General features: G+C 40.3%; 16 protein-coding genes and 1 riboswitch. Of the genes, 9 read left to right on the forward strand and 7 right to left on the reverse strand.

Features of this window, described 5'->3' with window-relative positions; translation table 11 throughout:
• Positions 1 to 52: 52 nt before the first annotated feature.
• Entirely contained in the window at positions 53 to 910 is an 858-nt protein-coding gene (locus UB51_RS23665) for a sugar phosphate isomerase/epimerase family protein (protein WP_044879416.1), read from the forward strand.
• 61 nt (positions 911 to 971) lie between these two features.
• Here UB51_RS23665 and UB51_RS23670 read toward each other — a convergent pair whose 3' ends face one another.
• From UB51_RS23670 to UB51_RS23680, 3 genes are all read right to left on the reverse strand, one after another.
• Positions 972 to 1,841 carry a cation diffusion facilitator family transporter gene (locus UB51_RS23670; protein ID WP_044879417.1) on the reverse strand — a complete coding sequence of 290 codons (870 nt, stop codon included), beginning with the start codon at positions 1,839 to 1,841 and terminating at the stop codon, positions 972 to 974.
• A 228-nt stretch (positions 1,842 to 2,069) separates the two neighbouring features.
• Positions 2,070 to 2,660, reverse strand: coding sequence for a hypothetical protein (locus UB51_RS23675; RefSeq protein ID WP_044879418.1), 591 nt, complete (start codon positions 2,658 to 2,660; stop codon positions 2,070 to 2,072).
• A 144-nt stretch (positions 2,661 to 2,804) separates the two neighbouring features.
• Positions 2,805 to 3,668, reverse strand: a complete 864-nt coding sequence (locus UB51_RS23680; RefSeq protein WP_044879419.1) for a hypothetical protein — start codon at positions 3,666 to 3,668, stop codon at positions 2,805 to 2,807.
• 343 nt (positions 3,669 to 4,011) lie between these two features.
• Positions 4,012 to 4,158, forward strand: a riboswitch (cyclic di-AMP (ydaO/yuaA leader).
• Between the two features lie 119 nt (positions 4,159 to 4,277).
• Between UB51_RS23680 and UB51_RS23685 the strand changes: the two genes are divergently transcribed.
• The 6 genes from UB51_RS23685 to UB51_RS23710 all read left to right on the forward strand — a co-directional run bounded on the left by UB51_RS23685 (position 4,278) and on the right by UB51_RS23710 (position 13,825).
• Positions 4,278 to 6,095 (forward strand): APC family permease, encoded by a 1,818-nt coding sequence (locus UB51_RS23685; RefSeq protein ID WP_044879420.1) that lies wholly within the window; start codon positions 4,278 to 4,280, stop codon positions 6,093 to 6,095.
• Positions 6,096 to 6,253: 158 nt separating this feature from the next.
• Positions 6,254 to 7,468, forward strand: coding sequence for a GTP-binding protein (locus UB51_RS23690; RefSeq protein WP_044879421.1), 1,215 nt, complete (start codon positions 6,254 to 6,256; stop codon positions 7,466 to 7,468).
• A gap of 133 nt (positions 7,469 to 7,601) precedes the next feature.
• On the forward strand, positions 7,602 to 7,751 hold the full coding sequence (rpmG, locus tag UB51_RS23695; RefSeq protein WP_044879422.1) for a 50S ribosomal protein L33: 150 nt from the start codon (positions 7,602 to 7,604) through the stop codon (positions 7,749 to 7,751).
• A gap of 42 nt (positions 7,752 to 7,793) precedes the next feature.
• Positions 7,794 to 8,756 carry a metal ABC transporter substrate-binding protein gene (locus tag UB51_RS23700; RefSeq protein ID WP_052676053.1) on the forward strand — a complete coding sequence of 321 codons (963 nt, stop codon included), beginning with the start codon at positions 7,794 to 7,796 and terminating at the stop codon, positions 8,754 to 8,756.
• Between the two features lie 184 nt (positions 8,757 to 8,940).
• The gene (locus UB51_RS23705; RefSeq protein WP_044880392.1) at positions 8,941 to 9,873 is read left to right on the forward strand and encodes an AEC family transporter; all 933 of its coding nucleotides are present in this window, start codon (positions 8,941 to 8,943) and stop codon (positions 9,871 to 9,873) included.
• Positions 9,874 to 10,036: 163 nt separating this feature from the next.
• On the forward strand, positions 10,037 to 13,825 hold the full coding sequence (locus UB51_RS23710; protein ID WP_234405492.1) for a copper amine oxidase N-terminal domain-containing protein: 3,789 nt from the start codon (positions 10,037 to 10,039) through the stop codon (positions 13,823 to 13,825).
• 171 nt (positions 13,826 to 13,996) lie between these two features.
• On the opposite strand, the gene UB51_RS23715 is transcribed toward UB51_RS23710, so the two are convergent.
• Entirely contained in the window at positions 13,997 to 14,947 is a 951-nt protein-coding gene (locus UB51_RS23715) for an ATP-dependent DNA ligase (RefSeq protein ID WP_044879423.1), read from the reverse strand.
• A 215-nt stretch (positions 14,948 to 15,162) separates the two neighbouring features.
• Positions 15,163 to 15,987: a hypothetical protein gene (locus UB51_RS23720; protein ID WP_044879424.1), complete on the reverse strand. Its 825-nt coding sequence runs from the start codon at positions 15,985 to 15,987 to the stop codon at positions 15,163 to 15,165.
• A gap of 401 nt (positions 15,988 to 16,388) precedes the next feature.
• Here UB51_RS23720 and UB51_RS23725 point away from each other — a divergent pair, with 401 nt between their 5' ends.
• Complete coding sequence (locus UB51_RS23725; RefSeq protein ID WP_144407061.1) at positions 16,389 to 18,725, forward strand: Ig-like domain-containing protein; 2,337 nt, start codon at positions 16,389 to 16,391, stop codon at positions 18,723 to 18,725.
• A gap of 180 nt (positions 18,726 to 18,905) precedes the next feature.
• Positions 18,906 to 19,811: a diacylglycerol/lipid kinase family protein gene (locus tag UB51_RS23730; RefSeq protein WP_044879426.1), complete on the forward strand. Its 906-nt coding sequence runs from the start codon at positions 18,906 to 18,908 to the stop codon at positions 19,809 to 19,811.
• A gap of 113 nt (positions 19,812 to 19,924) precedes the next feature.
• On the opposite strand, the gene UB51_RS23735 is transcribed toward UB51_RS23730, so the two are convergent.
• Together UB51_RS23735 and UB51_RS23740 are read right to left on the reverse strand one after the other, a co-directional pair.
• Positions 19,925 to 21,664 (reverse strand): hypothetical protein, encoded by a 1,740-nt coding sequence (locus UB51_RS23735; protein ID WP_052676054.1) that lies wholly within the window; start codon positions 21,662 to 21,664, stop codon positions 19,925 to 19,927.
• Positions 21,665 to 21,710: 46 nt separating this feature from the next.
• A complete protein-coding gene (locus tag UB51_RS23740) occupies positions 21,711 to 22,625 on the reverse strand; it encodes a hypothetical protein (RefSeq protein ID WP_044879427.1) in 915 nt (304 codons plus the stop codon).
• Positions 22,626 to 23,137: the final 512 nt, after the last annotated feature.

A 23,137-nucleotide genomic window follows, 5' to 3' on the forward strand; every position in this document is an offset into this window, starting at 1 on the left:
ATGACTTATGTAGAATTATAATACTTTTGTGATCTTGAGAGGAGATAACATCATGAAATTAGGCGTAAGCTCTTACAGTTTGTATCAAGCCATGCAAGCGGGTACGATGAACATTCTGGATGTTGTAGAATGGGTGGCTGACAACGACGGTCAGCATATTGAGATCGTTCCGTTTGGTTTTGATTTCATAGCTCAACCGGAACTAGAAGACCAAATTCGTGAGAAGGCAGCTGAAGTAGGCATCGCCGTCTCTAATTATGCCATCGGAGCTAACTTCATCACAGACTCGGAAGAAGCATATGAAGCGGAAATTGCTCGCGTGATTAGTGAAGTAGACCGTGCCCATCGTCTCGGTGCCAAACTGATGCGTCATGATGTAGCTTCACGTCCTGACACATCCATCATTAATTTCAATAATGATTTGGACACAATAGCACGGGCATGTCAGCAAATTGCGGATCACGCCATGCAATACGATATCACGACAAGCGTAGAGAATCATGGTTATTATGTGCAGGCCAGCGACCGAGTGCAAGCACTGATACATGCTGTAAATCGGTCCAACTTTAAGACGACACTCGATGTCGGCAATTTTGTCTGTGTGGATGAAGACCCTGTAACTGCAGTTAAGAAAAATATTGGACTCGCTTCCATGGTTCACATCAAAGATTTCTATATCCGTCCGGAGCACCGAAATCCAGGGGATGGATGGTTCCGAAGTGCAGGCCAGAATTTTCTGCGGGGAGCTATCGCTGGACAGGGTGATCTCGATATATGGGAGATTCTACGTATCGTGAAGCAGTCGGGCTATGATGGCTATCTGTCCATCGAATATGAAGGTATGGAAGAGTGTAGAAAAGGAACTAAAATGGCCATGGATAATGTAAATCGCATCTGGAATGCAGTTTAATTTCAATCATTTGCTTAGCAAAAGAGACGCTCTAATCATCCACGGATGATTAGAGCGTCTTTTAGTCTTCAACGGGCTCAATATGGACATGAACATGTGAAATTTTATGCGCGATCAACATCCGTTCTTCTACCTCTTCGGTAATTTCGTGACTTTCGACAACGTTCAGGTCACCATTGACTTGAATAATAACATCAACTAATACATTATTTCCATGTATCCGAGCTTTAATATCTTTTATAGACTCTACTCCTGGGGTAGCTGCAATAGTCTGTTTAATTTTGTTTAGCTCTTTCTCATCGAAACCATCGGTTAAGGCGTGAGATGCATCTTTAAAAATATCCCAGGCGGTCTTGCAGATAATGAAACCGACAGCGGTTGCTGCTAAAGGATCTAGCCAAGGTAACCCGAACTGAGAACCCACGATACCTACGAATGCTCCTAGACTGACAAGGGCGTCAGAGCGGTTATCCTGAGCTGCTGCCATAATGGCATGGCTATTAATTTTTTTGGCAAGACGAATATTGTATCTATAAACAAAGATCATGACAACGGCGCACAGTAGTGCTATCCATGCAGCAACCATATTGGGTGTCTCTAACGCCGGCTGGAAGAACTTCTGAACAGCTTGGTATAGCACTTGAATACCGACAGCAATCATGATGAAGGAGGCCACTAGTGCAGCTATCGTCTCCGCACGAAAATGTCCATAACGATGGTTATGATCAGGTGGTTTACGAGAAATTTTCAAACCAATGAGAACGGCGAATGAAGCCATAATATCTGTTGTATTGTTAAGTCCATCAGCGAGTAAAGCTTGAGAACCTGAGAGGAACCCAATCCATAATTTCAGAGCTGAAAGGCATATGTAGGCAATAATGCTTACCCATGCTCCTTTTTCGCCTTCTTTAATTTCACTATAAGCATCCAAGTAGTATTCCCTCCGATTTGTATGTCCTCAAGAATCATACTGGATACGATACGTGTGGGTCTAGAGAAAAAGTCTTGCCCTCGTCTTTAAAAATGGTGGCATCTCAACTTATTTAGTTTAGGGGAATAAATATGGATGGAATTTGAGGTTACGAAAAAAATCTCCAACCCATTACAAATTGGGGTTGGAGATTCTTTGATTTGACTAAGTCTGTTGTGTTATTACGAACTACTCAAATGTAGCTGCATAAGCTTCCAAATCATCAGAAGATTTTTGCACAAGTTTGTATCCAGCGGCAAGCTTAACATTTCCTTGATCGAATACTTTATAATTAATGCTCTTTGAAGAGAGAGAGTTCTTGAACAAAGTAAAAGCTTGAAGCTGCAAGGATGCACCTTTGATATAAGTCTCATGAATTTTTTTCAACTCGGGAGTGGTTGGTTTAATTTTCTTCAAACCAACTACAAATTTAGTGTAATTAGGAATAATCGTATTATTGAAAGCTGCGTAAGTTTGTTTACGGTTGCTTGAAGTTATATAGCTATATTTGGTATATACAGTAACTGCTTTATCTTCAAATTTAGCAATTAATTCAAGCTGGTCTGCATAGTCAAGAAGTGCCTCATATTTAGGATCATATTCTTCTTGGGCCTCCTGATCGTCTGTGTATGTTTCCTCATACTCATCATCTACATTAAGATGGCCACCATTAATAAATTCAAGTGCCGTTTGCGTTGCTGCTGAAGATACTGTGGGAAATACGAGCGTACTAATCAAAACGAAAGCTACTAGTGTCATTATAATTCTGTTCTTAATCATTTTTATACCATTCCTTTGTTGTTAAATTTGTGATTGTCATTCTTATTAATCCAAGAATAAAGACTCTCTATGACATTATCGGTAAACGAATACCGCCTTTTGAGACGACGGAATCGTTTATCCTTGTACAATGTAACTTTATTACTACTCGAATGTAGCTGCATAAGCTTCGAGATCGGCGCTATACTTCTTTACTAGCTTGCGGCCAGCATCTAGTTTAGTTTGTGCTTGGTTGAATGTTTTCATATTAATTGTTTGAGTAGAAATGGATTTTTTTATTAGTGTAAGGCCTTCAAGCTGTAAAGAGGCTCCCTTGATAAAAGTAGCATGTATTTTCTTTAATTCGGTTTGGGAGGGTTTAATCTTTTTTAAACCTACAACGAATTTAGTGTAAGTAGGCACAATAGTATTGTTGAATGCTAGATAAGTCTTTTTTCGATTACTGGAAGTCATATAGTTATTTTGGTTATATGCGGCGATAGCTTTATCTTCTAATTTAGCTAACAATTCGACTTGATCTGCATAAAAAAGAAATGCTCCATATTCAGGATCGTACTCCCCCTGATCTTCCGTGTATGTATCGTCTTCAGAGTAATAATCTTCGTCGGTATCCTTATTGTTTGTAACGCTCTTTGAAGAATCCCCGACATTAAATTTGATTTTAATAGGTGTGTATCCTGGTGCATTTATGTTCACGTAAGTGCTTCCTGTACTAAGTGCAGTGACATCGAATTGAGTTAAAAAATCATCTGCTTTGACGATACGTGGATTCTCCACCGTTGAGTATAAGTCGGTAAACGTGATTTGCTTTATATCACAGGTTAAATCAATATGGCCTCTATCAGCATATTCAGGATTAGATGCCACAAATAGATCTTTCTTGTCTACAGAAACTGTACATACATCTTCAAGAGATCTTTGCTTTGCTGCTGAAGTCACAGTCGGGAATACAAGCGTGCTAATCAAGATGAAAGCTAGTAGTGCTGTTATAATTCTGTTCTTACTCACTTTTATACCATTCCTCCGTCGTTAAATTTGCGATTGTCATTTTTATGATCATCCGAGAATAAATGACTCTCTAAGATATTATCGGTAAAATCAACTTCATTTTTAATGCTTTTTTAATAAATTATCTATATTAGGGTAGAACTAAGAATAGATAACGCGATATCTATTGATTTAGACACTTTAGCTCATAAGAATTAGCTTTAAAGCGATAATAGTAGAGAATGAATGATATTCATGTAATACATGGTTGTTTCAGTCCAATTACATCCCTTTTTCTCCCTTTATGAAATTTTTTGGAATTTTACAGTTAGCTTCGGGCGCATTAGAATTAACTCTCGTGATAAGTTGAATAGCGCTGAATTTTCGTTAGGAAAAGCGGGGGAACCAACACTTTGGCATCATGCCAATGGGGTGAATCGTATTGTTTACGTAGGGCTATCCCACAGTCCGAATCCGACAGCTAACCTCGTAAGCTTGGGTGGTTACATGACCGATTGTTAGACATGCAGATTTCTGTATGTTTTTTTAAAGGGCAAAACCCGCAAGATAACCTTTTTAATTAGCGCACGGCATTGCTGATTCTACTTGGAAAAGAAGGGGTTTAACGATATGGTCAGCAAAGTAAAAAGATTATTAATCGGTCGTCCAATGAAATCAAATGAGCTTGATTCTGAGAAATTAAGCAAGTTCAAGGCACTTGCGGTGCTCTCTTCAGATGCACTATCATCGGTCGCTTATGGTACGGAACAAATTCTGATCGTGTTGATGGCGGCTGGGTTTACCGCCGTGTGGTATTCGCTCCCCATTTCATTAGCTGTACTTGGCCTACTAGCTATTCTTATTCTCTCTTACCGTCAGACGATCTTCTCCTATCCCATGGGCGGGGGAGCCTATATCGTTGCAAAAGATAATTTAGGAGTATCCACGGGGCTAATGGCTGGTGGTTCACTACTTGTGGATTACATTCTAACGGTTGCCGTCAGTGCATCGGCTGGGACGGACGCGCTGACCTCTGCATTTCCACAGCTTCATGATCATAATGTGCTTATCGCAATAACGGTCATAGTACTGTTAACGATTGTTAATCTACGAGGAGTCACGGAAGCGGCCTCTTTCATTGCTTTTCCGGTTTATCTGTTTGTGGTGTCTATCTTTGTCTTGATTATCTCGGGGTTGTTCAAATATGCAACGGGTAGTATTCATACAGATATTCCCGAGATTGGGGCCACTGTATCGAATATGAGTTTGTTTCTACTATTGAAGGCATTCAGCTCGGGCTGTTCTGCGTTAACTGGTGTTGAAGCCGTATCGAATGCTATTCCGAATTTCAAGCAACCTTCAGATCGTAATGCAGCTAAGACGTTAGTTATGATGGGGCTCATATTAGGTGCGATGTTTACCGGCATTAGTCTACTTGCTTACTGGTACGGGGTTACACCTAATCCGAAGGCGACCATCGTCTCCCAAATTGCTGAGTCCGTATTCGGACGTGGAGGACTCTATTTTGCAATCCAAGGTGTCACAGCACTGATTCTATTTCTAGCAGCGAATACGGCGTATTCAGCATTTCCATTGCTTGCCTTTATGCTCGCAAAGGATAAGTTTATGCCACATATGTTTATGGTCCGCGGGGATCGGTTGGGATTCTCTAATGGCATCATTATTCTAGGAGTATTGTCCTCTGTTCTGGTCGCAGCATTTCATGGGAACACAGAAGGACTAATTCCTTTATATGCGGTGGGTGTGTTTATACCCTTTACGCTGTCTCAGTTAGGCATGATGATTCGTTGGTACAAAAGCAAGCCACCCGGTTGGGGGCTACGATTTACGATTAATACAATCGGTATGCTTACGACACTAACCATCACACTCATTTTTGTTTTTACGAAATTCTCGCACGTTTGGATGGTGTTTATTTTCCTACCGCTTGTTATGGTTCTTTTCAAGCGAATCCATCGTCATTATGTAAATACGGCTGATCAGCTACGCATCCAGTTGGATATAGATAAACCGGTTATTAAAGGGAGTACCTTTTTAGTACCCGTCTCGGGGGTTACTCGCGTTGTGCTTAACTCGATAAGTTATGCTCGCTCGATGTCAGACAATGTGGTTGCAGTCTATATTGGTTTTGATGAAGAAGAAATACAGAAGATGGAGCAGAAGTGGGCGGAATGGAATCCAGGTGTACGATTGATTGTCCTTCGTTCACGATATCGGAGTGTGATACGTCCGTTGTTGAAATTCATTGAGACGATTGAATGGAAAACAGCGGCAACAGATCATATTACGATTGTCATTCCTCAATTTATTACGAAGCATTGGTGGCAGAACATTCTACACAATCAATCCAGTCTGCTGATTCGCACATTCCTGATTAATCAGAAGGATATCGTCATTACTACAGTTCCGTACCATCTAAATAAATAATAATTGGCTCATTTGAACTCCCAACCGTACGGTTGGGAGTTTTTCCTGTTTTTTTACAGGATTCATGTTCACTAGTTGACAAATGCAACAAGGAATTATATATTATATTTTATTAAATCGTAATGATTACTATTAAGTAAAAATAAAAGGAGAAATTCATGAATACTACAAAAATTCCCGTGACTGTCCTCTGCGGATATTTAGGTTCTGGTAAGACGACTGTACTTAATCATGTCCTTCATAATCGAGAGGGTTTAAAAGTAGCTGTCATTGTTAACGATATGAGTCAGGTTAATATGGATGCCAATCTTGTGAAGGGTGAGGCGATGTTATCGCGTACTGAGGAAAAGTTGGTAGAGATGTCTAACGGTTGCATCTGCTGTACGTTACGTGAGGATTTGTTAAAAGAAGTAAAGACTTTAGCAGAGGAAGGCAGGTTTGATTATATATTGATTGAATCTACGGGTATTAGCGAGCCTGTACCCATTGCCCAGACGTTCTCTTACGCCGACGAATTATCAGGGATTGACCTGACTCAGTATGCTAAGTTGGATTGTATGGTTACGGTTGTTGATGCTAATCGATTCTGGCATGATTTCGCATCGGGAGAAAGTCTATTGGATCGAAATGAAGCGACGGGAGAAGATGATACTCGAGATGTCGTAGATTTGTTAATTGATCAAATAGAGACTTGTGATGTTTTGTTGCTTAACAAGTGTGACTTGGTCGAGGAAAGCGAATTGAATAAGTTGGAAGGTATCATACGAAAGCTACAGCCTGATGCCAAAATTATACGTACAGTTCAAGGTTGGATTAGCCCATCGGAAATTTTGAATACGAACTTATTTGATTTTGATAAGGCGAGTCAGGCACCGGGATGGATTCAAGAGCTACAACAAGAGAATCATATTCCTGAAACAGATGAGTATGGTATTAGTTCCTTTGTATATCGGCGTATCCAACCTTTTCATCCACAAAGATTGGCAGACTTCATGTCTGATTGGCCAGAAGAGGTTGTTCGGGCAAAAGGTCTTGTATGGATCGCTACGCAGGAGGACTTTGCAGCCAGCTTAAGCCAAGCTGGACCTTCTATTCAATTTGGAGCCGCAGGTTCATGGCTTGCAGCCATGCCAATAGAGGAACAACAAGAAGTATTCAACAACGAACCGGATGCCCTGCAGAATTGGGATAGTCAGTGGGGAGATCGAATGAACGAAATCGTGTTTATTGGTATTGCTATGGAACAGTCCAAGATTGAACAATCCCTGAATGCTTGTTTGCTTAGTGATGAGGAAATGAAGCAAGATTGGTCGAGTTTTAAGAATCCACTACCTTGGGTTATTGAAGAACCACAACAAGAGCCATCTATCTAATCGGCAAGCTAAGAAAAGTAAGTATGCCACGTATATGATGGTTGACATGAGGTGAAAAGGTAAGTAAAATTATATTTATTCGTAATACTTACGATTACATATATGAGGTTTTTATATTTTAGGAGGTGGCGACATGCGCGTTATAGTAACTTTGGCATGTACAGAGTGCGGAGATCGTAATTATACTACGACTAAAAATAAAAGAAATCAGCCTGAACGTTTAGAGATGAAAAAATATAGTCCGCGTCTAAAGAAAGTCACAATGCATCGGGAAACTAGATAATCAGAAATATGTATATGAGAATAAGAGGGGGATTTTGTAAAGATGAAGTTAAGTAAACGGGTGGTTGCAGCATTGTTGTTCAGTATCATCTTAGTAGTATCGGGTTGTGGTTCAAATGGTGGGGATAGTTCATCATCTTCAGATAAATTAAATGTACAAGTTAGCTTTTATCCAATGTATGAATTCACTAAGAATGTAGCAGGAGATTTGGCTAATGTAGAAGCTTTAATTCCTGCAGGAATTGAACCTCATGATTGGGAACCTACACCGAGAGATCTTGCGACAATAGAGGGTGCTGATGTGCTAGTCTATAATGGCGCTGGTTTAGAAGGTTGGATTGATCAAGTAACATCTGCTGTAAATAATGACAAGCTTGTTCAAATAGAGGCGAGTCAAGGTATTGCTATAATGGAAGGTTCAGAGGAAGAGAAAGAAGCACATGACCATGAGGGTGAAGAAGCCCACGATCATGAGCATGGTGGGCTTGATCCACACGTATGGTTGTCTCCAGCACTAGCTATTCAAGAAGTACGCAATATCGAAAGTGGACTTTCTAAAGCTGCACCGGAGCACACAGATGAATTCAAGAAAAATGCCGATGCGTATATTGTGAAGCTTGAACAGTTAGATCAAGACTTTAAGAGTGGTTTGAGTAATACGAAACGTAAAGACTTCATTACACAACATGCCTCCTTCGGATATTTAGCTAAAGAATACAATCTCGTGCAAGTAGCGATTGCTGGCTTATCTCCGGAGCAAGAGCCATCTGCTGCGAATATGGCCAAAGTAGTGAAATTTGCTAAAGAGAACGATGTACAAACGATCTTCTTTGAGACATTAGTTTCTTCTAAGGTAGCCGAGACGATTGCTAAAGAGATTGGCGCTGAGTCCGCTGTTCTGAATCCTATTGAGGGTCTTTCAGATGAAGATAAAGCGAATAATCTCGATTATATCGGTATCATGCGTCAGAATTTGGAGGCGTTGAAGAAAGTATTGAATCAGTAATTTGATCATTGCGGGATGTACCTAATTCAATGAAACAGGATGAGCTAAGCGCTTGTTCTGTTTTTTTTATTGTTTCTACAGCACTTGTTACTCCCTATTAATGAAATAGGTTTTAGGTCTTAGACAGTCCATATATGATTTGGTAGGATTAAAGGCAGTTTTAATAAGGGGAGTGGGAATGCAAATGATTCAGATGGTTTTATCTACTCTTGTTCAAGTTATTGTGCCTATTTCGATACCGGTTATCGTAGGTGTTCTGCTTCGGAAGTTTAAGAATCTTGATACGAAGCCTTTGTTGACGTTATATTTATATGTTCTAAGCCCGGCTATTCTATTAGATACGTTATTAACTGCGGACATATCCCTTGATGATATCTATAGAACGGGGGCTTTTTCTATCCTTAATCTGTTGTTGCTGTGGGGAGTGGCTTATATAGTAGGAAAGTTGTTGAAATTACCTTCTCCTGAGTGCGCTGGGTTGACGTTAGTTGCAACTTTTACGAATAGTGTGAACTATGGCCTTCCACTGGTATTACTAACGCTAGGGCAGCTTGGATTGGATAAGGCATCCGTGTATGTGGTAGGTCAAATGATAATTGTTAATACGATTGGTGTTTATTTTGCTGCGCGATCACAATTTTCAACCCGAGATGCTATTAAATCGGTATTTAGGCTGCCAGCTGTCTATGCTGCATTGGTAGCGATTCTTCTTCGTACCTGTGATCTACACCTACCTGTAGGTGTTGCTAGTGGAGTTTCCATGGTTGCTGATGCATATGCACCTGTTGTATTAACGATTCTGGGAGCTCAGATGGCTAGTGTGAATAATGCTGAATTAGATCGGAGTACTCAAAAGGCTTTTTGGGCAGGGTTAGGAATTCGTTTGTTACTGTCACCGATCATCGCTAGGTTTGTTCTATATATATTGCATGTAGAAGGCGTACTTTTCTCAGTACTACTTATTCTGGCTTCCATGCCAGTAGCGGTCAATGCGGTTGTTCTCTCAGACAAGTTCAATGCATCCCCGAAGTTCGTATCAAAGTGTATTTTATGGACAACTTTGGGCTCATTTATCATATTGCCGATCATTATTGTACTTGTAGAGTATGACTATTAACGTTTTGAATGAACATGGATTAGGTAATATTGGATTAGAAGTTTATTGTCTACATGATGCGGCCCAAATATTAAGAAATTGGAAACATTTAGGCCGGTTTATACGTTAGAATAGAAGAACAAAAGAAGTTTACAGAGAAGTAAATAAACGAGGAGATGAAAGTGTGCGAAAGATAATGTCAATGGTTATTGCAAGTATCATGATCGTATCAATGTTGTTCCAGACTCAAGTGCAGGCAGCTCCAGCTATTAGTATTTATATTGATGGTGTAAAGCTATCTACAGACCAAGCTCCAATGATGATAAGTAATCGAGCAATGCTGCCTTTACGGGCTATTTTCGAAGCATTAGATGCAAAGGTATTTTGGAATCAAAAGGCAAAGACAGTAACAGCAAAGAAAGATGGGACAACAGTTGTGCTGAAGTTAGGCTCCAGAACAGCCACCATCAACAACACTACTGTCAAATTAGATGTTCCAGCTCAATCTAAAAATGGTAGAACGATGGTTCCTGTACGCTTTGTCAGTGAAGCAATGGGTGATGAAGTGACATGGAATAAGTCAACGGGTAGCGTGTTTATTACAACCTCGGCTCCAGACGAGAGTGTGGGTGGGGTATCCTATGTCACAGCTCAAGTGATCGGACAATCGGGGGATGGGCGTGATCTTAAGGTTAGCTTTGCTAAGCCGAGCAGTGAAACGAATGTAGATCATTATCGTGTTCTAATTGTGAAATCATCAAATATCTCAGGCTTTAACTTAAACCAAGCGAGTAACGTATCACCTAACAATTATACAAGAGCATCTGTAGGCGGCCAAGATTCTTCAGTCACTTTATCTGCTCAATCGCGAGATGTGGATGGTGAACTTATTCGCTCTAATCAATCCTATGCGGCATTTGTATTAACCGTCGCTAAAGGCAGTGGATCAAATGATCTTTCGAATCCTTCCTCTACTGTTGCGATAGGTAGTAGTGTATCTGTGCTAGCTGTAAACAATGTTACTGTTCGTGATGTGAGTGACTATGGAGACGGACGAGATTTATCTGTTACTTTCACTAAGCCTACGACGGATGGGAATATTGCTAACTACCGTGTTATGGTTGTAAAGACCAGAGATGCTAGTAAATTTAACTTTGCTACAGCGAATAATGTTGCTTCTCAGAATTACACTAATGTGACCAAAACAAGTTCGACGATGACGACAACACTATCTTCGTCCTCAAGAGACACTTCTGGTGAACTGATTAAAAGCAATGTGCCATACACAGTATTTGTACTGTCCGTGAGTAACATTACGAGTGTTTCTAATAAACTATCATCGGCTTCCACTTCAATTACTATAGGTAACAGTAGTATTACAACACCTGTAATTACGAGTATTTCAGATGTAAGTGACTATGGAGATGGACGGGATTTAAGAGTTAACTTCAATAAAATTCTAAATGAGTCCACAATTAATGCATATCGGATATTCGTTGTTAAAGCTAATAATGCTAGCTCCTTTAATCTGGCATCAGCGAATGCGGTAAGTAGCTCCAATTACACGTCAGTGAATAAGACAGGAAATAATATTAGTCAGATTCTTGCCTCAAATGCAAGAGATGTAAATGGTGCAAGCATTCAAAGTGGTGTAAGTTACAAGGTGTTTGTATTAGCGGTAGGTACTGGCAGTTATTCAGGTACAAGTACGCTATCCACAGCGTCTTCGGCATTAACGCTATCTTATAATAACAACGTTAATGTTGTAACGAATATCAGTGTTAGAGATGTAAATGATTATAATGATGGACGTGATTTGTCGGTATCCTTTAATCGTGTAAGCGAGGAATCCAACATCAGTCATTATCGTGTTATGGTCGTACCATCTAACTATGTAAGTTCTTTTAATCTGTCAGCAGCGAATGGGGTAAACAGTTCCAATTATACGCAAGTGAATAAGACAGGATATAATCTTAGTCAAGTCCTTCCGTCCAACGCAAGAGATATATATGGATCACTCATTAGAAATGGCGAGAGTTACAGAGTCTTCGTACTATCTGTAGGTAACGGAAGTTCAGGTAATGCGCTGTCCTCAGCATCCTCAGCAATAACACTAACTTATAATAGCAACGTTAAGGCTGTAACGAATCTCAGTGTTAGTGATGTAAATGATTATAATGATGGACGCGATTTGTCGGTATCCTTTAATCGTGTAAGCGATGAGTCGAACATTAGCCATTATCGTGTTATGGTCGTGCCATCTGGCTATGCAAGTTCTTTTAATCTGTCAGCAGCGAATGGGGTAAACAGTTCCAATTATACGCAAGTGAATAGGGCAGGTAGAGATATTAGTCAGGTTCTTGCCTCAAATGCAACAGATATATATGGATCACTTATTAGAAATAGTGAGAGTTATAGAGTCTTCGTACTATCTGTAGGTAACGGGAGTTCAGGAAATGCATTGTCTGGAGCGTCCTCACCAATAACATTAACTAATAATAGCAGCGTTAAGGCTGTAACGAATGTCAGTGCTACTGATGTAAGTGATTATAATGATGGACGCGATTTGTCGGTATCCTTTAATCGTGTAAGCGATGAGTCGAACATTAGCCATTATCGTGTTATGGTCGTGCCATCTGGCTATGCAAGTTCTTTTAATCTGTCAGCAGCGAATGGGGTAAACAGTTCCAATTATACGCAAGTGAATAGGGCAGGTAGAGATATTAGTCAGGTTCTTGCCTCAAATGCAACAGATATATATGGATCACTTATTAGAAATAGTGAGAGTTATAGAGTCTTCGTACTATCTGTAGGTAACGGGAGTTCAGGAAATGCATTGTCTGGAGCGTCCTCACCAATAACATTAACTAATAATAGCAGCGTTAAGGCTGTAACGAATGTCAGTGCTACTGATGTAAGTGATTATAATGATGGACGCGATTTGTCGGTAGCTTTTAATCGTGTAAGCGAGGAATCAAACATTAGCCATTATCGTATTATGGTTGTGCAATCTGGCTATGCAGGTTCTTTTAATCTAGCAGCAGCGAATGGGGTAAACAGTTCCAATTATACGCAAGTGAATAGGGCAGGTAGAGATATTAGTCAGGTTCTTGCCTCAAATGCAACAGATACGAGTGGTGCACTCATTAAAAGTGGTGTGAGTTATAAAGTCTTTGTACTATCTGTAGGAAATTCAGGTAATAATGCGCTGACTTCTAGTCCGGTTGCTATTAAGTTATCATTGAATTCCACCGTTGCTGCACCGACAAATGTGCAAGCAATTGTAGGTAATAGTAATTATGGTGACGGTAGAGATATATCGGTCAGTTTTAAAAAGGCATCTGATGAAACCTACATTTCTGAGTATAGAATTATGGTTGTTCGGGCTACTGGCTCTGATGCCTTTAATCTAGCATTAGCCAATTCAAATGACAATTATATAAGTGTAGCTAAGACAGGTAGCGATAAAATTCAACTGTTATCCGATAAAACTAGAGATATAAATGGAGATGCAATACTTATCGGTACTCCATACAAAGTATTTGTTCTTTCCGTAGCAGATGGAAGAGTGAGTACGGTGAATGCCCTCTCGGCAGCATCTAATCCAGTTACTGTACCAGCAGCACCGATTCAAGTCACTGTACCAGCAGTTACTAGTTTGAACCCAGCGAGAGATAGTAGTGGTAAAATTTATGTTAACTTTAGTAAAGTGACTGACGAGAAAAATGTTGATTCTTATGTTGTAATGGCTGTAAAAGGCGAAATAGTTCTTGATGTAACAAATGCCAAACTTAAGAGTGCTAATGGTTCAAAAGTATTAACAACCGTTGACCCTAGCACGACGCCAACGCCATTGGATGTTGACACTGATGGTAAACCTATTGAATCGAGTGTTAAGTACACAATATATGTTCTAACCTTAGCGCAAGGGCAAAGTAACTCAGCCTTATCTGCTGGTATTCCTGTTAATTAATCAGGATACAATAAGATTCATACTAACTTAAAAGGATATCCCCAAAGTTCATTCTGTTTGGGGGGGTATCCTTTTTCTTCTTCTAAATATCAGTCCGGATATTTCTAATGAAACTTGCACTTCCATTAAAGAATACTACAGACTACGTTAGCCGTTTCATCTTGGCTGAGCTTATTTATTCTGACTGAAACGACAATCGGATATAGACATATCCTCTATGACACCTTGAATACAAGAGTGTCTTAAGGTGCCACTATGCGTCCATTCTAGAAAATTCACTTTTACCACGATAGTTGGTTTTAACCAAATAGCCCCCTTGCTTCGCTGGGGAACGTTCGAGAAAGGGTTTGTATCTATCTGTATGGGAAGCATCCTACTCGTCAGAGCGGCCCATTCCTTCATCGTTAATTTTCCGGCTCCAGCATTCCCAATGTATATATAATTCCCTTCTTCATTAAAGAGACCTAGAAGAAGCGAGCTGACGACGCCATCTTTATACGTTAGCCCACCTACCACGGCATATAAGTCCTGCTCCGTTTTTACCTTTTGCCAACGATTATCTTTGCCATTGATGATATAGGAGCTGTCTATATTTTTGCATATAATCCCCTCCATACCCTGTTGTTTAATAGCCTCAAATAAAGTGCTACCTTCTTTGAAACTCTGGGCAATTTGTACATGGGGTTGTGGTGTGATGATTTCGTTTAGGAGATTCTGTCTCACAGATAGAGGCTGATCTATGACCCATTCACCATTTGCAAAAAGAACATCAAAAACAATATAAGTCACAGAGATTTGTCTTGAAGCTAATTCAATACTCTGTTGTTTGCGGGCGCTATCTCTTTTCATAACTTCATGGAATGAAGGTTTACCTTCCTCCCAAGCTACAATTTCCCCATCAATAATGAAGGATGATGCTGAGCAGTAGACGTTAGGAGACTGGAATTCAGGATACTGCTGCGTGCGATCGTTAAGTTTACGATTCGCCAATCTGACGGTAAGCCCGTCATAATAGGTAAGCATTCTAACGCCATCCCACTTTACTTGAGTGATCCACTGTGGACCTGTGGGTATGATCTCAGTACGTATAGGCTCGAACGGTCTAATAGGATTAAGTTTCATAGGATCTCCTTGTGCTACACTTTTGTAATGAATTTAAGTTTGCCCATGATGATGCGGTCATAATCTTTGAATTGAGCTTGAATAAGATAGAACTGATTGTGTCTAATAGCCATCTTGTGAAAAAGGTACTTCCTTATTATGAGGAAGTACCTTTTTCATGAGATGATCAGGGGTTAGTTCTTGTATTTTCTTATTCATAAGTAGAAGCTTTCAATTTATTTAGAGGGAATATTAGATTTCACTTTTGTATGGATAGCCGTTAATTTGTTCTCTAATGTGTAGATTTTATCCTTGAGATCTGAGATCTGTTGACAGTATAGAACGAGTCTCTCAAGGGATTTCAGCGTATTATTCACTTCAACCTTCTTGACTACTTGCTTAAAGGAAGTTGTTTCCGAGGACAATTTCTTCTTAGAGCTACTAAGTGTACTCTTCGCTGCTTTAATCTGAACTTTGATAGGATTTCTTGCTTCTAGCATATTACGGAGTGACTTTTTAGTTTGGGTCGTCTGACTTTTGGCAGATTGCAATGCACTTACTTTATTGGAGACATCTATTCTTGCCATTTGAACCGCCACCTTCATACTGGTCACTTGTGACCGGAGGGCAGCACTTAATTCCTTATTCTTCACTTTGTTAGCCATCGTGATCTGCTGGTTAAGTGCCGAGTATAGAGTGAACAGTGGTTTATATCGTTCCCGGGTCTGCTTTAATTGGGTATCGAGCTTATTGAGCTTATCCTCATCGATTTGTTTAATTTGTTTGCGTAGATCAATGATGACTTCTTCGTTAACAAAATGTATATGATCAATCTTCGCATCCCTTTCTGCAATTTGCCGTTGTAGACGGAGAACTTCAGAGTAGCGCTTGTTCAAGGTGGCAGCTGATGATGAGTCAGTAGTGGACAGCATAGTGTTGAAGGCAGACTGCGCTGAAGCTGGCAATTCCCAAGAAGCTGCCATTACCGTTAAGGGCGAGAGTGTGGTCAGTGTAAGAATTATGAGTATGATGATAAATCTTTTGGCAAGGGACATGGACATGATTTAACCTCCTTTTTAATAAGATACAAAAAGCACCTGTAATAAAGGCATGAATCAGCCTTAATATACAGGTGCTTCCCGTAACAGAATGAACTAAATGTATCAATTTCCATAAATATACATGATGTTCAAGTAGAACGTCAAGTACAAATGTTCGTGTGATCAGAGTCTTGTTGTATGGGCTATAAATGAAGGGCGTATCTATATCAACAACGGTAGCTACCTAGTTATTAGGTAACCGCCGTTGTTTGTTTATTTTCATTACGATTATTGAGGGGCTTTTTACATAAAAAAAGTGATAATATTGCACATGAATCTTCGTAAATCCTAATGTCTGGGTAGAAAGTTGCCGATATTGAAGTAATATGATTAATTACAATAAGAACTGGAGGGAACTTACATTGTCTATTAGATTCAAAAGGTTTTTGATTATGTCATTGATCCTGCTTGTAAGCTTTGCTAATGTCGGAACAACCTGGGCAGCTACAGAATTGTCCAAGCTGGTGCTTTCCAAGAATCAATTAACGCTTGAAGTTGGAGAATCCGCCACATTGAGTGCAACGGCTGTTTATACAGATATGACAACGAAAGTTGTGACTACAAGTACAGAATGGACTAGTGGAAATACTGCCATAGCAACGGCTTATAATGGTACTGTGACGGCAAAGAGCGAGGGAACGGTAACCGTAATAGCCGTTTATGGAGGTATTTCTCAATCTATTCAAGTGAATGTAACTAAAAAAGTAAAGGCTTTAGTTAAGGATGTTCAGAATGTGGATCTCCGCATAGGTAAGACCCAAGATGTCATATTAACGGCTACTTATAGCGATAATTCAACAGAACAAGTTTCTGATAAAGCAGATTGGACCTCTGCTAACAATAATATTGCAACTGTAGTGAATGGTAAGGTGACCGCACATAGTTCAGGAACAACTACCATTACTGCAGTTTATGGTAAACAAACCGTCTCACTAGAAGTGACAGTTGAAGTTGTAAAAAGGCTTGACCTTAGTGTTCCTGACCTTTCGTTGTTGCTGAAAGATTCTAAGAAAGTAGTATTGACAGCAATGTATCCAGATGGCGAGAGTAAGGATGTTACAGCAGATGCAGTATGGTCTTCTGATAATGAAGATGTTGCTGATGTAATTAAGGGTGAGATCACAGCTTATACTGCAGGTACAGCTACAATTACAGCTGAATATGGCTCTAAGAAGACAACCCTTAAGGTTGATGTGGATAAGACTCGTAAATTAGAAGTAAATAAACAGGATATATTCTTACATGTTGATAAGCAAGAGCAAGTTAAATTAACTGCAGTATATCCTGATGGAACCTCTGTAGAGGTTACTGACACGGCCACATGGAAATCCAGCAATGAAGCCATTGCCTATGTTAATAAGGGACTAATCCAAGCTGAGGCATCGGGATCGGCTACAATTACGGGGACTTATGGAGAGAAGAGTATCTCTATTAAGGTAGATATTGATGTTCCTCGTCATCTGGATATCAGTGATGAGGAAGTGTCACTTGGTATTGGTAAGAGTAAGGATTTAAAGCTGACAGCCACGTATGCCGATGGAACGAAAGAAGATGTAACGTCCAAGGCTGAATGGACTTCCAGTGATGCTGGGATAGCTTATGTATCTAAAGGTAAAGTTTCAGCCTATAAAATGGGTGAGGTTACGATTACAGCTACTTATGGTGGATCTTCCGTGACGAGTAAGGTTAAGGTTGATATTATAGCTAAGGTTGCTTTGAGCGCTAAAACAGCTAACATTAAAGTAGATAAAGAGTTTCAAGTTAATCTAATGGGAACCAATGAAGCTGGAATAGAGGAGAACCTGAACAGTAAGGCAGAGTGGAGTAGCAGTAAGAGCGAGGTTGCTGAAGTAAAAGATGGATTAATTAAAGGTCTTGCTACAGGAACGTCTACGATTACAGCTCTATATAATAAAACCAAATATACAATGACGATAAGTGTCGGCCTAGTGAGTAGTTTAGAAGCGGATACTAGACTTTTGATTATGAGTTCCGGTGACGAGAAGTCAATTAAAATCACATCAACAGATGCGGCTGATCTCACAGAAGATGTAACGGCATTGGCAACTTGGAAGAGTAGTAATACTTCTGTAGCTAGTGTAAATAAGGGGAATGTAAAGGGTTATAGTAACGGAAAATCTACCATTACTGCAGAGTATGGTGGTCAGAAGGCAACGATTACTGTCGAAGTTGACGTTATTTCCAAAATCGAAGCAAGTGTACAACATTTTTCAATGAAATCAGGGGACAAGGAAGACGTTACGATCACTGTGACCTATAGTGATGGTACAACCAAAGATGTTTCCTCTCGGACAGAATGGAAGACGTCTAATTACAAGGTAGCAACGGTAAGCAAAGGGAATATAAAAGCGATTAGTTATGGTAAGACCAATATTATAGCTAAATTTGCTAACAAATCTATCACTATTCCGGTAAATGTGGATATGCTGAAATATTTACAAACCAATGAAGTGGCCATGTCACTTAAAGTGGGTGAAGAAGCCAAAGTCATAGCAACAGCGACTTATACTGATGGCACCGAAAGTAATGTATCTACGGATGCATTGTGGAAATCTTCTAAGATTTTAACGGCAACGGTTAAGGATGGTAAGATTAAGGCGACTGGAAAAGGAAAAGCGACGATTACCGTTAGTCACGCGGGTAAGAAGACAAAGGTAGTCATTACAGTTACGGAATAGATACTCATAGTCATTGCAAAATTCACAAAAGCAGCTCGTCCTATATACAGGGGACGGGCTGCTTTTGTGATAATCACCTACGGGAGAGATGAGTCTTCTGAAAATTAAGGATGTTCTTTTTTCTATTTTTTGCTTACACTGAAATGACTAGAGAATTTAATTACAGATGGAGGTACATTCATGTATTTATTTGTCGTCAATAAGAGCTCTGGAAACGGAAGAGGTTTTCGGGTTTGGCGAAAAATAAGCAAGATACTTGATAAACGAGGTATCGATTATCAGCTCCAGTTTACTCAAAGTTCCGAGCAAGCGCGTACATTTTTGACAGAACAACTGTCTACTTCTGTTGCGTGGAAGGCCGTAGGAGTTGTTGGCGGAGACGGTACGATTCACGGACTGTTGCCAGTATTACGTCATTCTGGTGTTCCCTTGGCTGTATTTCCTTCAGGTTCCGGCAATGATACTGTTCGGGGTTTTCAGATTCCAATGAAGACAACCTCTGCATTAGAAGTTATGCTGGAGGGCCTAATCACAGTAGCTGATTTGATTTCTGTTTCTGAGACAAGTACGCTCACTGCGCTAGGTGTTGGATTTGATGCGGAGGTAGCCCATAATGTGAACAACAGCCGTTATAAGAAAGTTTGTAATTATATAGGCATGGGAAGATTGGCGTATCTGATCGGTATTTTCCATACACTTCTTACTTTTCGCCCTTCTCCGCTAACCGTGCAATGTGACGGTGTGACGCGAACGTTCTCGTCTGCTTGGCTGACAGCCATCAACAATGTCATTAGCTACGGAGGAGGACTAACCATTTGTCCACAGGCTAGGCCTGATGATGGGATGCTAGACATCTGTATTGTTCACGGCTGCTCCAAGTTTAAGCTCTTGCTCATCCTTCCGACGATACTCTATGGAGGACATACCCGTCTTCCCTTCGTTACGATGTTACGCGGACGGAATATATCCGTGGAAAGCGAGCTTCCCCGTCTCGCTCTTGGAGATGGCGAGAATCTTACGGCTACACCTTTAACAGCCAATGTGGACCCAGGTGCTCTCATGGTCATGTGTCCACGGATTAAATAAAGAACTCATAGTAGCAGCCCGTTTCTCATGTTAGAGGAACGGGCTACCTTTGTTCAATAGTAGAAAGTATAAATGTTCATTCGTTTATCCTTGTCTCATGAGGCAGGAGAGTATTACTCTATACTTTCGACTTCAAAGACAGGAATCGACGTTAACTCGTCGTTCACATATAAGTCTTCGTAATTATTAAATGTTCCTACTACAGTGATGGGTCCTTCATAGAAATCAAAGTCTCCGATCAACTTCACGTATCCGTAGCTCATTTCGGCGTAGGCCTCCTTGTTACCTGTTTGTATCACACGGGTACTGAATTTCACTTTTTCGCCGATATATCCAACCAGATTATCCACTGCAATGTCAGTATAGTCTGGTTGAATGCCTACAAACGGAAAGCTGTCACCGGATCGCTGATAGATGGCGATGTGGCCTGCCCCTTCGTCGTTTGGATTATCGACGAACAGAGTACCCTTCTCGTCTAATTGATATCCATCAGCGTCTATTTGAAATAGGGTAACTATACGATCTGTCTGTACTTCGAAGGCAGAGTACATCGCGATACGACTAAGTGAGTCTGCCTCAACAAGGATGACTGGAGTTGCAGGGGTGCTAAGTTGCTCATCCACTCGGATGCCTCGGATCGGCATAGTTTGCGTGATATTAGAACTGGACAAGATGTGCACAAGACCCTCGGAATCCATTTCTCCGAAATATAGGGTGTTCTGCTCATCCACTGCGATGACATAGACCCGAGCTCCGAAACGGTTACTTCCAGTGATGATATGACTATAGGTGTGAGAGCTATCTTTATTTTGTAGAAGACGTATAGGCTCGTGGATGGTCCAAGCTCGCTCGGCTGCGGTTATCTCGTCTTCTGTATTGTGGTAGGCGTTGAGTCCTTCATAGATCTCAATGGCTTGCTCGAATTGAGCAGAGGCCACTTTGCGCTTAGCCGAATTAAGCCATTGAAGTACCTGAGCCTCAATCTCATCGAGTACGCTAGAATTTAGATTTCCACGGGTTGCGAAGTCGGTATAATCCTTAGCATGCGAAGTGAACGCGGCGTAGTTCTCCTTTTGAGCATCTTTTTGGAAGATTGTTCTGCTAATCGCGTTAGCCTTGTCGATCACCCAATCCGCTGTAACGCTATGGGAAGTGTAATCTGAGAACATGGCTAATGATGTGTCTAGTACAACCTTAAATTGACCAGCAGAAGCCATTCGCGTTAGCTTGGTACTATCATAGGTTGTGAATTTGCCATATAACTGAGTTTGCTTCTTATCCTTATTTCCGAAAAATACATCTGGAATCGCAAGTAGGTTCCATTTGAAAGATTCATCTGAATAGTCGGACTTAGATAAGTTGATCTTCATTTGTTCATAGAACAGTGTTTTAAACTCTTGGAAATATCGAGTCATGTCATCGGAAATGCCATACTGCGCGGAAATCTCCTTATAGTAAGGAATGTAGGGACTTCCTTCCTTCATAAAAGAAGCGCGAACAGTAGTTAACTCAGCGTATACGTTTAACAATTCGTAGAAGTCCTGATTGCCACTTGCGTGGCTTGCCTTAAGATCAAGTACGGAAAGCTTCTCTTTGATCTGAGTAATGGGGGCAAGCGCCTCTAGGCGTGAGGAAATCTCTTGCTCTTTATACCGAATAGACTTGTTGTTCTGAGCTTTGTGGTACCAAGTTTCGGCCTCAACGAGGTTCTGCTCTTCATAGAGGCGATTTGCCTCAGTCAGCCAGGAAATCTTTTGTTGGATGTGATAACCCTTTATGCCAATCAGGATGCCAACGGCAATACATAACAAAATCAAAATATTTTGCAGGGTTAGGGCCCGTTTAATCGTCATAGGATTATAGCCTCTTCGACTTTTAATTTGAGAATCGGTATTTTATTTATCCTTGCGTGTAATTTTCACTATGAATACGAGATACTTCTTCCGCTAAGGAACCCCATGATTGATCGGGATTTTGGCGAATAAGCTGATATAACCGCATGAAACGGTCCTTGGGCAGGTAGCGAGCATAACGACGGAAGAACTCAGGATAAGATTGAACATATTTTTTCATTCTTACAGCGGCGCCAGCCACGCCGGTCATAATGTCTCTCCCATGCTCCATTTCTAGAATCTGAGGCTCATAGGTTAGAACGTAACGAATGGTTTGATTCTTTATAAGTTCTCGCTGTACTTTGGATATTTCACCTATATAAGAGGCAAGTTCACTATCAAAGTCTTTGAGGAGTAGCGGTTCAAGGACGAGATCCATATCTTTGCGCAATATGAAACTCTGTAAAAGTACTATCTGTTGTAGGCGAATTCGGTCATTATGTACTAAAGTACTGATTTCGCGCAGCATTTCATAAGTGAGGACTGCATCCTCTTGTAAATGAGCAACCGCAGTTTGGCGATTATGCTTAATGCCTTCAATAATTCGGGCTTGCTCACCTAAGATCAAGTTTTCCATCTCTTGTGGGATAACGTAAGGCATCATTTTTCTTTGAACTTTCCATAACAATAGGATAAGGAGGATGCCTACGACGGCACAGAGGCCCATCTGCATATAGTCATCTCCCAACCAGACGCCCACTAAGGTGAATAGGAGTGTTGCCAGAAGTTCATTTCTCATAGACCGTTTAGCTTTTATCGTAGCTTTCGTATGGATAGGCATCAGTGAATCTTTGCCACAGACTGCACACCGATCCTCCCAAAGGATTGTGAATGATTTGCAATGATTGCATGTTCTCAATTTCTCATAGTTATATTTAGTTTGATGGAAGGGTGATATGGTGACGGGTCTTTTTTTATTCATGGCGCTTATTACCCTCACCATTGACAATGGATATAAGTAGTTCGTCAATTTCCTCGGAGGTGGGCGATTTTTTACGATTAGAGAAATAAGAAATTGAATTTAGACTAACAAAAAGAATCAAAACTCCAAGACAAACGTATGTAACCATGTTGAGTTTCCTTTCTCATCGTTGATATAAGAATTCTGACCCATAGGAAGAGTCTGGAAAGCTGGGTACTAGCATTGAACTTTGAAAGGTTTAATTATATCATATTATTAGAGACGATGGCAGAATCTAGTGCATGAATTTACATAATTTATAAATTTATACATTATATTTATGTAACCTTAAGAGTGTCTTAAGGGATTTTTAAGACTTTTCACCTACAGTTACATGTAGAGTGGAGATCATTATAACGATCTAGAATGAACTAAAGACGACCTGCATATTCTTGTCTTTAATCTAATCTATAGAGTTTGAAGAGTATAAACTTTAGTTCAATGCTAGCTATCTACACATCTTACTATAAAGG

The organism is Paenibacillus sp. IHBB 10380 (assembly GCF_000949425.1).
In the GTDB taxonomy this organism is placed as follows: Bacteria; Bacillota; Bacilli; order Paenibacillales; family Paenibacillaceae; genus Paenibacillus_AQ.

Bases quoted from the DNA above. Each gene is read 5' to 3' on its own strand.
- UB51_RS23735 (WP_052676054.1), bottom strand. From the start codon at position 21,664: ATGACGATTAAACGGGCCCTAACCCTGCAAAATATTTTGATTTTGTTA.
- UB51_RS23730 (WP_044879426.1), top strand. From the start codon at position 18,906: ATGTATTTATTTGTCGTCAATAAGAGCTCTGGAAACGGAAGAGGTTTT.
- rpmG (WP_044879422.1), top strand. From the start codon at position 7,602: ATGCGCGTTATAGTAACTTTGGCATGTACAGAGTGCGGAGATCGTAAT.
- UB51_RS23705 (WP_044880392.1), top strand. From the start codon at position 8,941: ATGATTCAGATGGTTTTATCTACTCTTGTTCAAGTTATTGTGCCTATT.
- UB51_RS23740 (WP_044879427.1), bottom strand. From the start codon at position 22,625: ATGAATAAAAAAAGACCCGTCACCATATCACCCTTCCATCAAACTAAA.
- UB51_RS23665 (WP_044879416.1), top strand. From the start codon at position 53: ATGAAATTAGGCGTAAGCTCTTACAGTTTGTATCAAGCCATGCAAGCG.
- UB51_RS23685 (WP_044879420.1), top strand. From the start codon at position 4,278: ATGGTCAGCAAAGTAAAAAGATTATTAATCGGTCGTCCAATGAAATCA.
- UB51_RS23675 (WP_044879418.1), bottom strand. From the start codon at position 2,660: ATGATTAAGAACAGAATTATAATGACACTAGTAGCTTTCGTTTTGATT.
- UB51_RS23690 (WP_044879421.1), top strand. From the start codon at position 6,254: ATGAATACTACAAAAATTCCCGTGACTGTCCTCTGCGGATATTTAGGT.
- UB51_RS23720 (WP_044879424.1), bottom strand. From the start codon at position 15,987: ATGTCCATGTCCCTTGCCAAAAGATTTATCATCATACTCATAATTCTT.
- UB51_RS23700 (WP_052676053.1), top strand. From the start codon at position 7,794: ATGAAGTTAAGTAAACGGGTGGTTGCAGCATTGTTGTTCAGTATCATC.
- UB51_RS23715 (WP_044879423.1), bottom strand. From the start codon at position 14,947: ATGAAACTTAATCCTATTAGACCGTTCGAGCCTATACGTACTGAGATC.